The organism is Microbulbifer sp. NBRC 101763 (assembly GCF_040371615.1).
GTDB classification, from domain to species: domain Bacteria; phylum Pseudomonadota; class Gammaproteobacteria; order Pseudomonadales; family Cellvibrionaceae; genus Microbulbifer; species Microbulbifer variabilis.
On record NZ_BAABQV010000002.1, the window covers coordinates 554,533 to 567,879 of the forward strand.

Consider the following 13,347-nt stretch of genomic DNA (forward strand, 5'->3'; position numbering starts at 1 on the left):
TAGAAGAGTAACTACTTGGGCTATTAAATAGCCCCAGCCAGATGTGGCTGTGCCTTACGATGGTGGGAATAATAGATAGGCAAAGATACAATTAGAAACAACTACTCTTTGTCCTGGTTACAAATATGAATGGTATAAGTCGGTTAGACCTGAAACAGCTACGTATATTGGAAGCGCTACTGCAAGAGAGAAACCTATCGCGGGTAGCGGAAAAAGTAGGGTTAACTCAGCAAGCAATCAGTGAACAGCTGCGTAAGTTGAGGGAAGTATTTGATGACCGTCTGTTCATTAGGCAAGGCAACGGCATGGTGCCCACTCCTATTGCCGAACAACTGGGCGGCAGGATCAGCAGCATTTTAAAGGATATAGAGTCACTGCTGACCCCAATAGCTTTTGACCCGGCAACCTATAAGGGGGTTTTTAGCATTAGCGCCACAGACTATGCGATTCAATCGGTACTGCCCCAGCTATTAGAGGTTGTCCGTAAATCTGCTCCAGAGCTTAAAGTTATTGTTAGGGATTTTGAAACAGATAACCTAAATCAATTAATGGTTGCCGGCGAGATCGATCTAGCGCTCACTTTCCCTGATTTCATCCCGGATGACCTGCCTTACAAACTGTTATTTGAAGAGCAACATGTTTGTATTGCAGGAAAAAAATCTCCTCTAAAGGGCAGGTCATTGACTTTGGCTGACGTAGCCGAGCTTCCACAATTGATTATTTCGCCTTCTCGCCCGAACTTGAGAGGGTCTCACGATGAATGGTTTGCTATGCAAGGACTAAAGCGCAATATCGTAATGTCAGTACCTTGCTTTTCAGCCGCACCAGATATTATTGCTGCCACTGACACAATTGCTTTTTACCCCTCAAGATTGTTGCCCAATAAGAAAGTGATTCCTCTCAATTTGGATACACAGACCCCAAAATTTGAAGTCATTGCAGCATGGCACAGCCGATCTAATCACAGCCAGCTCCATATGTGGGTAGTTGATCAGCTGATGAGATTATTTAGGTAGCTATGTAGTTCTTTAATTGAGCTTTAGCAATATTAAAGTTCGTATCATATCGTGATGGAATAGTAAGATGGTTTCTAGGAAACCATCTTATTTTTTTAGAAATAAAAAGAGTGTATTGTCGTAATGCTATTGCCGTAAGAAAAGCTCAGCCACCTCCTTTTTAGCGGCAACAACATAGGTAATCATCAGGTTCTCTTGATTAATATCGGTCAAGTAATCGATATCCCTATGCATTTCCCTCAAAATGGAAAAGTTATCGGTGTCGAGATTGTATGACCACAGCTGGTCGTCTCGATTGATTGAGTAAATCACATTATCTTTGATAACAAATCTCTTTTCGCTACCTTGATCAACCAGCTTCTCAATTAGTTGGTCTTCAGCAGGGCCGGGCTGCCAGAAGCGGTTCATATGGTCCATATAGATCAACCGGCCATCTTTAGCTCTTTGGGCCCAGCTAACTGGTTTTTCATTGATAAACCTGGTCTCAAGGCTATCTAAATCGACTTCTGCAAACTGTGTAATACCTTTAACCGTCAAGGATAGTAACGCTGAATTATCGATACTGTCCCACTGGAAGAGCTGATCAATAGGCGCATTCAGGGGCAAGCTCTCTACACGGCCATCCAAGAAAATTTTATTGAGCTTGTTATTGGCATTTACCAGAATACTTTCTCCATCGGCAGACCAATGGATACCGTCGATATTGGTATCGATTGGAAACTGAGATACCTGCCGTAAATCACTGCCATCAGTGACCCACACCTGGTCTTCACCAGAGCGTCTGGAGGTAAATGCAATCAAGTTGCCATTGGGTTGGAAAATGCCGTCATCCTCCCCGGAAATTGATCGGGTGGCGCTTGGGTAAATTGTGCTGACATCTTCTTCTGAAGGTGTGGTGCTAGTCCCAGGCAGCTTTAGCGGTATCGAGGCAATATCACTATCGTATTGCCCTTTAATAACCAGCGCCCTATGTCCACCTGGATGAAAGTCTGGAGAGCTGGCGGACTGGTCCAGAGGCAACTGAATTTTACTGACCTTGCCATCATAGGTGAGTGAGAAGAGCCGTCGCCCTGTACTAAAGATTAACTCATCCTCTCTCGGTGAAAAGTTAGGGGAAATGGCTCTGTGTTCAGATATTTCATCTGGATAGTCAATCGGATGGCTGGTTAAAAGCGCCCCCTTAGAATCCAGCATATCGATATAAAGCTGACCATCTTGATGATAGCTGGTGACGGCTATTAAATCGTCATCGATTGAATAATCAAAGTGGGCTAGGTTTCCCTCTTCCAGGTCATAAAGTACCTGACTCGTGTTATCTCTCACTGAATATTTGATTAGCCGCCAACGATCAGACTCATTATGCAAAATAGCGAGATCATTGTTATTTAACCATACCGGATTTTTAATGGCCGAATTCTTACAGCGCATTAATACATTTGGTTGTTGTGGGCTTACCATAGCTTTTTGGAAGTCCAGGCTTACCAGGTTGTAACAGGTATTCTGGGTTAGCGGTATGGTACAGTCTTCTTCTGAAATAAATACCAGTTTTTTGCCATCCGGAGATAATGTATGGCGGCCATAAGTACCCCATTCGGGAGTTAATTCCGTTTCCTGCTGGGTATGTATATTCCTGGCCCAGATTTTATTCACACAGAGCTTATCCAAATAACGATTAAATATAATATATTCACCATCAGGTGAATATGAGGGGCCAAACTCTTTGTGATCCGTAGCCGTTACTGCCTGTAATCGATCAAATATAAGCTGAGCGTTTTGCTTGGGTGAAGAGTAATTAAATCCAACAAATATCAATAATACCATCCCGATTAGCGCAAATATTGGGAATCTATTTGGTTTAACTGGCTGGGTTTGATAATCCGGATTACTTGGTTGTACATCTATTACAGGCTCAGGGGGTGCAGAGGGAACTGGAGAGGGAGCGTCTTCTTCCGGTGCTGTCTTATCCTGTGGAATAGAACTACCATCTTGCCAAACAATATCACATTCCAGGCTATAACCTTGTTTGGCATGGGTTCTAATATAAGACTGCTGCTTGCGATCCTCCCCAAAGGCTTTTCTAAGTTGCGCAATACTTCTTTGCAGCGTATTTGGGGTGACTATTGTATCGGGCCAGACTTCAGACAGTAGCTCATCCTGGCTCACCACTTTTCGCTGATGCTTTGCCAAGTGGGTTAAGACGGCAAGGGCTTTTGGGGGGATAGTTTGTGATTGCTCATTTCGGGTGATCTGGTTTCTGGATAAATCAATAAAGAAGTCACCCACCCAATATTGTGAAGCCATTGATGTATCTACCTGAGCAAAATTTGAGCTGAATTTTTTCCATCGATACTAGCATAAACCCCGATTACAGCTAAAGCGCACCATGTAACCTATTGATAAATAGACATTTTATGCCTACAGCAGAAAGTCATCGAAAAATCAGGAGCACTTCAGGTGTTTCACTGGCTCCTTGTTTAGGTTGAGCACTTCTCCGATCACATGTAACGGTATAAATACTGATATGAAAAAGCGTTTACTTGTCGCCTTTCTCCTGTTGCTACCTATGGCTGCCCTTGAAGCAAATGAGCACAAAGCTCTGGAGTTATCCACAATCCAAGTAATACCTATTCAGGACTCCAGCAATAACAGGGAATACGAGCTGTTTATTAAGCTGCCTGAGAAATACGAGGAGCGTGATACTAAAAAGCATCCGGTTATTTACTATACAGATGCTTTATGGGCAGTTGAAATACTATCGGCCACTACTGAATACGCACTGGAAGATGCCATTTTGGTGGGTATTGGCTGGCAGAAAGATATGCCAGTTGATGAAAATGAATGGTCGAGCCGATATCGAGACTTTAAGCCAGCACTACCCTCAGAAAATAAAGATAAAAAAACTTATAAAGGAGAGGCCCATCAGCATCTCGCCTTTATAAGAAATGACGTTATTAAGTATATCGAAAGCAATTACCGCGCGAATCCAGATAACCGTACTTATTTCGGTTACTCATTCGGGGGGCTCTTTGGGGTTTACGCCTTAATAAGCCAACCGGATACTTTTCAAAACTACATTATCGGTAGCCCATCAAGATTGATAGGCACTTATATGGATTCCCGGCTTGAATCAGAGCCTAACAAACCATTGATGGAACTACCCAAGCAAACAAACGTATTTATTGCTTACGGTGCATTAGAGAAAGAGCTCGGCGCTACGGTAGAAAAGTTTGTTGGTGAGTTAAAGAAGCAAAAATTGGCTAATTTAACTCTGGAGCCAGCGGTTATCGAATCCGCGAATCACACTACAGCGTTCCCGAAGACTTCAGTGCGCAGTATTTATTGGCTTGCCGATAAGCTGAAACATTAACCAATAGTATATCGAGTCATATTAATAAAAACTTCAAAGTTAAATTGAGGATATAAGATGATTTTTAAGAAGCTAATCACAATCGGCCTAATGTACGGCATAAGCGCTACTGCAGGCGCGGGAGACTTAAAGGCGCCAGAAATAAATATGGCTGACTATCGTAGTGACCTCCCAAACCTGGAGAGATCCACGCCAAAGCTCAAAAAGGCGTTTATTGATACGGCGCCAGCGGATAGAAAAGACGGTATTCCTGTTGGTGAAATAGATACAATTAAGGAAAGCTTGCAAAAGCTGGCCCAGGAAATAGCCGATAATCAACATACCCCCTACGATAGCCTGCTTATTGCCCAAAATAACAAGCTGGTATTTGAATCCTACTATTCCCTTGGCCGTGTCAACTTGCCTCACCCACAAGCATCTGCCACCAAGGCCTATACAGCCCTGGCAATTGGGCGGGCAATACAGTTAGGTTATTTGACCATGGCAGACTTGGACAAGCCTGTCATTTCCTTCCTAAAGGGGTTGGATAAGAAGCAACTTGTTAAAGGCGCAGACCTTGTCACACTAAATCATGCCATGAGCATGCAGTCAGGAATCCGTATTGCAGAGGAAAAACTCGATGCCTTACTGGAAAACAAAGAGCAGTTAACCGGGAAAAAGCTGGCCCAAATCTATCTAAGTTACAGTAAGCCGATCACTTCTGATTCGCAAACTTATTTATATCAAGGCTCAGACCCAATGATTGCAATGCTGGTTCTGGATGCCGTGGTTCCAGGTTCCGCCAGCGACTTTATTAAAGAAGAGCTACTGGAGAAGATGGGGATCGATATCTATCACTGGAAGGAGGCCGTAAGCGGGGTACCCCAGGCAGGATCAAGAGCCATGATGACATCGCGCAGTATGGTTAAGTGGGGCACTTTGGTACTTAATAAGGGAAAATGGAACGGCCACCAGTTAATACCGGAGGCGTATATTGCCAAGGCTACTGGCAAAGTGGCTGTTCCCACAGATGATGAGTTTGACTATACCAATTTTTCATACGGCTACTTCTTCTGGCGAACGCCCCTGAAGGTTGGCAACAAGAAATATATCGCAAAGTTTGGCTGGGGCGGTGGTGGCCAGTATGTGATCTCTATTGAAGATCTTGATTTGGTGATTGCGATCACCGGCCACAGAGATGATGACAAAACCCTGGGCTTGATAGAACAACGTATTTTGCCGGCTTTTGTATCTTCTACATTAAGTGGTACAGCTGGCTAAATTGTTACATTAATTGACCTTGCCTAGGAACTGTTAAACACTCCTGTCCAGCATTTAGGGCCTTTAGAATAAGGAAGCCCTAAACGCTGGACAGATTGTTTGATTATACAAGGGTTGCGCTAGTTATCGTCCTTGGAGCAGTAGGGCCCAAGCAGGATTGTTAGGGTTCACTCTATTGGGATAAACTGCTTTTTATCTCCTATTGTCTTGCCTCTGTTGCTTTTTGATTCTTCTATAAATTTCTTCACGGTGAACCGCCAAGGTCTTGGGGGCGATTATACCTACCCGCACCTGATTACCTTTAACTTCTAATATTGTGATTGAGACGTTTTCCCCAATCCTGAGGTTCTCGCCTGTACGGCGGTTTAAAATCAACATATCGGTTTCCTAATGAGACGCAAAGCATTGGCAAACCTCCCGCAACGGAAAGGCCAGGAAAGTAATATCGGTTGCAGGTATTAGGAGGGGCGCGAGAACGGTAGGCGTAAAAGAAGAAAAGGCGGGCGCTAGACTCCCAGTGCTTGGGGAATCGCCTCAGGTTACTGAATTTGCAACCTTTTATTGAAGACGAGTGGGTTTCTAGCGTACCATTCATGGAGCCATTTTGATAGGTTCGTTATCAACTTGGTTAGCTGACCCCGGGTGTTGCCGCACCTTGGGTCAGCGCCTTTTACTTACTCTTACGTCACTCTACCGTTCTCCTTTGGGAATGGGTCTTTTATACAACTCTTGATGTTCTTGTTTTATCTTGGGCGGTTGGCTTGTAGAAGCCGGTTTAATCAGTGCCCATAACCTTGATAAATATCTTTCGATTCTACGCAGCTTTGACGCTGAAGAAAACTGAATAAATTCCAATAAGATTATTTGGGCGCCTATATTTTTAGGTATACTTACCGCGAAGAAATGCAGCTTTATAAGGGGGGTGTCGAGAAGCTTTCATTTCTCTAGCCCAGAATTTAAATGAAGTTTTGGAGTCTTATGAGAGTTGCAGTTTTCAAAGCAATCAGCTTTTTAAATTTGCGAAATATTTTTTAAGGGTTTGGTTTTGCGCGTTTTCATTGTAATTGTCTCGCTACTGCTTATAACCCTTTTGATAAAGGTGTCCGCCTGAAGTTTTGTATCGCTTTTCTGGACAGTATTCTGAGCACCCATTACAGGGTAGTTCTGACTAGGCTTTTAATCATGGCTAAGAAGAACCTGTAGAGACGAGAGGCTTCCCCTGTATAGGGTACATATCCACGTTAAAAATATCCAATGTCAATTTTTATTGTAGTGTTTCACCATAAAACAGAGCCATGATTTTCTCCTCTAGGTAGCGATATTCGATCAACCTGGCATTTCGACTACCTTAATCCACCGGCCAATAAATTTGTGCTAGAGGCAACAGTTCCTGGCCTTTTAGCCCCTTACTAGGTGGGCTTTGGGGAAATAGAAATTCCTTCTAATTTGAAAAAAATATAAAAGGCCAGTCTCACGGTTGGCCTCTCTCGCAATAGATTCGTTCAGACAGTGCATGAACCAACTTATATCGGTAAGTCGTGCCTTCCAAATTTTTACTACCTCTGTGAGTTGGGTGAGTTCGGTGTGATCTGGGTTTCATCTCTACAAAAACGCTGTGATAAAGCTGAGCCTTTGCATAATCGATACCAACGAGACACCACTTTTTTTAGATCCCAGTCATCCGCGTGTTGCTGATGTATAAACAGCGCAATATGGTGTGACGTAGGATGCTTTATTTTCCGTGGGTGTCCCATCACGCCATTTATGTGCGTTACTTCAATCGGGAGTATCGGTGCTCGGGAACTTTCTGGTGGGGGGCTACAAATCCTGTCTGGTTCCATCTATCGAGAAACAGTTTGCCAGGCGGGTGACGGAAATGCTGCTGGAACGCCTATGTATAGCTTTACCATAAGTGTGGGTATTACTAACACAATATTGATCTGACCCCATTTATTTATAAGGCTCCGACAGGCATTGATCCTGTCGGATGAAAAACGTTCAGCGCCTAGAGAGCTGCTAAAAAGGAAATCGAGACTATCTATTGCTAGTCACTCTTTTAGAACCGACGTACATTGCAAATAACCGAAGGCCGATGGTAATTAAGACAAGCATACTTGGCGCTGTATGAGCGGGTATTGCCTTTAATTGGGTGATTTCTCTTTGAAGGGTCATCGTTTGATGTGGATTGGACTGGTGTTTTGGAACCTGAATAACGTTTTTCTTAAGTAATTTATCGAACGATTCGATTTCTCCCGCAAGCATGTCCAGGAGTTCCAATTCGGTCTTGCCGTCCCATGGTAGCTGTTTCCTAAAAGCGTCAACTGCTTTACCAAGCTTTTTCCATTCTTCTGCGAGGAAGGCTTCAAGTGATGAGAGGGTCCTAAGCTTCGAGTTCATGGATTGATTGGCTCGGTAGGCGTTTTGTCCATGAGCGCCGCTCGCCATAATTCCACCAAAGTACTGTACGTTATGTTTGGCAGTATTCAGGTTCCGGCTGATTAAGCTGAGTTGATCCAAGGTGTGGACCAGAGTCTGATCAAGTCTCGGATCTTTATTCTTAATCGCTGCCAGAGCGGTGTTAACCAGTCGACTCACCTGTACCTTGGTTGCATGTTCGTTGATAGACATATCCTTTTATCCTCGTAAATCCATTGATGAATGTGTTCTACCTCTCTGATTTGAGATGCACGTGCCACATTCAATTTTTTCCTTGATGAAAACGCGAATTCTAAATTAAATCTGCCGAGTGTCGCGGTCTAATGGAGTACGGGCCATTGCACGGAAGCTGTGGGCGGTCATGGTTTCATTGTCACAGCCCAATGAGCTGGGCGCAGCCCTCACACCGTTATCAGACAGTGGACGGCACTGGCCTCGAGCTGATGGGAAAACATATTTGCCATGGCCTGTTAGCGGCTTCAGTTCTTGCAGTAAGGCAATAGCCTGTTCAGCAAGAGGGATAATGTGTGGCTGGCCCATTTTCACTTTTTCGCTGGGCAGCTCTATGTGCTTGGCACCCCAACTGATTTCTGTCCACACAAGTTTTCCCAATTCTCCAGGGCGGCGGAATAGGAGAGGGGATAGTTTTAGGGCTGCTCTTACTGCTGAAATTTCGATCTAGGATAGTTGTTGTGCCTCAGGTATCTTCAGGCTAGGGCCCATATCTGGTGGCTGTTGCAGCCTTCACCGATTGGGCCTGCTTAGCAACTATCAGGCTGACCAGTAATGTGTCAGATTGGTGCTGAGTAGGAGGCCGTGTAGCTTCTCAAACACAATTGAATTCTTGAAAGCCACAGTGTAAACATCGAAAGACTCAATGAAATGTCAATCTTTTCTAATAATTTGGTTTATAGGCTGGCCACTATAAAGACACTTTGCAGTTAATGGTTTCTTACTCGCCAATATCTTCATGCCAAATTTCAGGGTGTTGCTGAATGAATTGATTCATAAGGTCAATACATTCAAGGTTATTAAGAACAACCAAGCTTACACCTTCAGATTTGAGTAATGATTCATCACCCTGGAAAGTTTTATTTTCACCGATAACAATATTTTTAATGCCGTATAGGCGAATGGCTCCGCTACACATTGAGCAGGGTGATAAAGTCGTATAAAGCGTGCATTTTTGGTAATCGGCAGCGCGCAACCTCCCTGTGTTTTCCAATGCATCCATTTCTGCATGCTTGATCACACTATCCTGTTGAATACGCTGATTGTGACCCCTGCCGATAATTTCATCATTCAGTACGATTACGCTACCAATGGGGACACCTCCTGTAGCTAAACCCTTACGTGCTTCCTCAATCGCTGCTTGCATAAAAGTTTCATGCCTGGATTTATTCATGGCAACTCGCTGTTTAATTTGCTAAGAGTACTTGAAGCATAGGGCATAGCGTATTTGTCGATGCATTCTTCAGACCAGGTGCCTGGTTTTGCCAATCAAAAACCGCACGATCTTAACGATATGAACTGGCTGATTGATAAACTAGGGTAGTTCTGATTAAAGGTTCGTTTGCTTGGGTTCTTTTCCAGGCACATTATTTTTCGCTAGGACTACGGCGACTTTTGGGGCTTTCGCTCTATAAATCTACAGAAAAATTTCAAATATTATTTCCGTACCTGCCCACTAGAAATCATGGAGTATCCATAAAGCTTTTGAAGGCAAAGGGTCCAAACGCTGCTGCAAAGTCAGCGGTACATAAATCACAGTATTCAGTATCGTAAGTAGTTCGTGCATCGCTTACTTTTCACTAACAAACTGCGCGCCACTACAGTTTGTCGTGGGGCGTCGACGGTGCGGCGTCCAAAGAAGACTGGAGCGTGTACACACCGTCGCGGGATTCTGGTAACGAATAGGTTGCCCAGGCGTGTAATGGCCACCCGAGCAACCGCGTGATTTACTCCGGTACTGCGATAATTAGGAACGATACGTGCGATTCGCTGTTTTCTTGAGTGTGCTTGCTGTTCCCCGAGTCGCCGTCGCCGATCAGTGCGTGTGGATTGTGCAGTATGACCTGCGAGCCTGATGTGGAGTAGGTTTCCGAACCTCCGCCGACTTGCCGGATATCGTGGTCACTGCTGTCGTAGTGGACGCGATAGCCAGACAGGAATACTGCCGCGTCGCTTATGGGCTGGCCCATCTCGACAGGGACGTCATCACTCGTGTTTTGGAGGTTTGGCACGTACTTTGCGATCAGAGGGGGGCTCTTGCTCAGCTCGATGAGATTGCCATCAATCGATGCGATGGCATTGTTGCCCGAGTCATCGTGCATCTGTGCAGTCGATTGGATACCCACTTCGTAGTTGTTAGGAACCGCGGTGGTTGCATCGAGCTCAATGGTGCGAACGTGGTGTGACTTTGGGGGTTCGCTCGGGTCGTTGTCCTTGTGGTACTCGCACGCCCAGCCTCCAAGGGCAGCATAAGCCTCTGGCTCATCGAGGGGGATGTATGGGCTGGTTGATTCATTGGGGATATCGGTGATGGTTCTCGGTAGGATCACACCGTCTTTGGGGCCGTCGATTACTGCGATGCAGGACAATGTCAATTGGGAGTCTGAGGGACTTAAACCTTTCTTCTGGCCGAACAAGGTGGCGTCTGGAGTGACGGTGAGGACGGCATTCTTGTTGTGAACCTGGGTGAGCGACAGGCCCAGCGTTTGAGTTTGGTGGTCTGTACCTCCTTCGTACTTGAAGAACCAGTAGGTGGCGGCAACGATAAAGCTCGTCACTTCTGAACCGTACTTGCTGAAGTCAAACCGGAACCTTCCGCCGTTTTCATCCAGCTGCTGATTGATGTGCATCATCTGAATGTTCGGAGGCGCGATTGGGGTGGAATGAAGCTTGATTGGCATATAGGCCCAGTCACCACCAATCTGAAGATAGGCGGGCGAATTCGTCTTCTTGACCTGAAAGCCGGGAATCGCGATGTCGACACTCCCTTTCTTCGAACTCAGAATCGAGATGATCAATTGAATGACCCAGCCAAGCGGTACGAATGCCCACCAGAAGGGGAGCTTTGCCTTGGTCTTCACCTGAACGTTGAGCACATCGTCGTAGGCGCTGAAGCTGACTGTCGCAGAGAGCTTAAAGGTCTGGTAGACCCACAGCGTCATGGCCCCCCGCTTCACCCTGACGTCGGCATTCAGAACAAGGTCGCCATCGTTATTGAAGGCCGCTTGAAGGTTATTCTCTTTTATCTTGATGTGCGCGCCGTCAATGACATCTTCGACGTCGGTGTTGAGGTACATTTTTTCAGGGTAGGTATCGGTCACCGTCAGCTGCGATGAGGTCAGTGGCGTTGCTTCAGCAATCGCTGCGGCCACCGAGGTCAAAATTATGTCGTTGGATACGATGAGTGCCGACGTACAACCGCTAGGGACAGTTTGCGGCAGAAGCGCGTCTATTGGTTGGCGATTCCTACGGCATATCCCAAGTCCGAACAGGTTTGAGCCGGAGTCGCCATCAAAGGCTGTATACATCACCCCGATGTCCAGGTTCCCGGCGGGCAGGGGGGTGCGTTGAGCGACCGTGTATTTGATGGGCCACTCGAAACTTGAGATGAGTTGGTCGACGGCGCCTTTCATCGCGTCGGTAATGTCGAGCCCCTTGATCGGTTGCGAGAGTTGAATGTCGCTGAGATCAAGCTCCATCATGCGCCAGCTGGGCTTCTGGATGGTCACGGTGACTTGCCCATCGTGATTGATGCTGGCGCTGGCTTGCATTTTGTCGAGGTCAAGCACGAGCCGCGCGTGACCGGGGCTCTGGCCTTGTGCATCTTCGATGTTGCTTGTGATACCTGGGAACTTGATGAACCCTGCGATGGGCAGGTCCAGCGTAGCCTTTTGGTCTTCGGGAGCGATGAAGGCGGGACAATCAAATGCGAACTCGTAGCGAACCTTGGCGGGGCCCTTGCCGACACTCCCGCTGAAGGACCATTGGCCGGAGTCGCCTTCGAAGAGCTCGCTAATCCAATTGTTGACTGCGCCTTGAGTCGAGGCACTGATCAAGTCCCAGCCCTGCGAAAGGTCTGGATCTGGCGAGGATTCAACTTCTTGAAGACCTTGCTGCTCTTCAATTTCTTCTTCAATTAAGTCGCTTGGCTCTTCTCGGTCAACCAGGCCGCGCAGTCCCTGGACCAGCTCGGGGCGCGGATCGCATACCCGCTGAAAAGTCGCAATTGGGTCGAGCACGAACTGACGTGCATTGCCTTCAGATTCACCAAGCCACTCCAGCATGCGAGCTTCATGTTGCAAGAGCTGGCCAAGGATGGGGTCGCGCCGCATTGTGTCTGTTTGAGATGTTGGCGTGAATTCGAAAGAGAGCGAGGTCGAACTATCTAGCTGTGTAGCTTGCTTGCCCAGCAGGCGTTGCAGGTCGTCGGGAGAGAGTGTGAGGGGCGCGCTTTGTTTTTTGAGTCGGCGCTGCAGGTCGTCGGGAGAGAGTGTGAGAGTCTCGTCCATGATGATGCTCCGTATTAAATTTTTTTGAGAAGGCAAATAGCTGGGAAGCGCCACGCGCCCTCTTTGATACAGCAATTGAATATCTGGCCCACAAGAAAATTGCCACCCGCCCTAAGTTACTCTTCAAAAGGGCATCAGCCAACAAGGTCGAAGGCATTATCAGGGAAAATGTTAATGTCTTTTGTTTGATAACATTTTTTGCGCCATTGTTGGGATGTTCTATAAGGAATCTTTCGGTAAAAAGTTACGCCACTATTGCAGTAGCAAAGGCTTTATCCATGGCTCTCGAGGTTATTGCTACGGGATGAGTATTGTGTGACGGATCAAAAATGCTTCCTTGGATATGAAAAACGGAGGAAGGAGAGGGCTAAATAACGTGCCAAAAGCTGTTATCAGATTTTGAAGAGCCGGATAAGACTGGGCTTTTGGTGAGGGTGAAAATACGATGTGGCACGATATTCATGGTGGGAAACCTGCACGACTCTGGTCTAAATGATAAAAGAAAAAAGCTAAACCCTATCTGGTAGAGGCTCGTCAACATACTGAGCTAACGCATTCCGACTCTGTGTTAGCCGGGGTATCTTTTCACTAAGCATTTCTAGCTCACTCTGTAGCTAGGTTTTAACGGCAGGACATCCTCTAAAATCGAGGGATTGAATGTTCATTATCTAGGTGCGGTAATGATTATTTTGTTGTTTTTAATTTAATTTCACTTTTATTCAATGGTTTTATATTTTTTACTCGCCAA

Annotated in this window: 9 protein-coding genes; 3 read left to right on the plus strand and 6 right to left on the minus strand. The window is 46.0% G+C overall.

Annotated features, from left to right (window positions below; all coding sequences use genetic code 11):
• The first annotated feature begins 125 nt into the window (after positions 1-125).
• Entirely contained in the window at positions 126-1,016 is an 891-nt protein-coding gene (locus ABWV76_RS07765) for a LysR family transcriptional regulator (protein ID WP_353375689.1), read from the plus strand.
• A 126-nt stretch (positions 1,017-1,142) separates the two neighbouring features.
• Here ABWV76_RS07765 and ABWV76_RS07770 read toward each other — a convergent pair whose 3' ends face one another.
• Positions 1,143-3,317, minus strand: a complete 2,175-nt coding sequence (locus tag ABWV76_RS07770; RefSeq protein WP_353375690.1) for a winged helix-turn-helix domain-containing protein — start codon at positions 3,315-3,317, stop codon at positions 1,143-1,145.
• Positions 3,318-3,537: 220 nt separating this feature from the next.
• Between ABWV76_RS07770 and ABWV76_RS07775 the strand changes: the two genes are divergently transcribed.
• Positions 3,538-4,383, plus strand: coding sequence for an alpha/beta hydrolase (locus ABWV76_RS07775; protein WP_353375691.1), 846 nt, complete (start codon positions 3,538-3,540; stop codon positions 4,381-4,383).
• Positions 4,384-4,440: 57 nt separating this feature from the next.
• Entirely contained in the window at positions 4,441-5,643 is a 1,203-nt protein-coding gene (locus tag ABWV76_RS07780) for a serine hydrolase domain-containing protein (protein WP_353375692.1), read from the plus strand.
• A gap of 192 nt (positions 5,644-5,835) precedes the next feature.
• Here ABWV76_RS07780 and csrA read toward each other — a convergent pair whose 3' ends face one another.
• The 5 genes from csrA to ABWV76_RS07805 all read right to left on the minus strand — a co-directional run bounded on the left by csrA (position 5,836) and on the right by ABWV76_RS07805 (position 12,599).
• Positions 5,836-6,021, minus strand: coding sequence for a carbon storage regulator CsrA (gene csrA, locus ABWV76_RS07785; RefSeq protein ID WP_353375693.1), 186 nt, complete (start codon positions 6,019-6,021; stop codon positions 5,836-5,838).
• Between the two features lie 1,656 nt (positions 6,022-7,677).
• Positions 7,678-8,271, minus strand: coding sequence for a hypothetical protein (locus tag ABWV76_RS07790; RefSeq protein WP_353375694.1), 594 nt, complete (start codon positions 8,269-8,271; stop codon positions 7,678-7,680).
• A gap of 105 nt (positions 8,272-8,376) precedes the next feature.
• The gene (locus ABWV76_RS07795; protein ID WP_353375695.1) at positions 8,377-8,691 is read right to left on the minus strand and encodes a tyrosine-type recombinase/integrase; all 315 of its coding nucleotides are present in this window, start codon (positions 8,689-8,691) and stop codon (positions 8,377-8,379) included.
• Between the two features lie 340 nt (positions 8,692-9,031).
• Positions 9,032-9,484: a nucleoside deaminase gene (locus ABWV76_RS07800; protein WP_353375696.1), complete on the minus strand. Its 453-nt coding sequence runs from the start codon at positions 9,482-9,484 to the stop codon at positions 9,032-9,034.
• 553 nt (positions 9,485-10,037) lie between these two features.
• Complete coding sequence (locus ABWV76_RS07805; RefSeq protein ID WP_353375697.1) at positions 10,038-12,599, minus strand: hypothetical protein; 2,562 nt, start codon at positions 12,597-12,599, stop codon at positions 10,038-10,040.
• Positions 12,600-13,347: the final 748 nt, after the last annotated feature.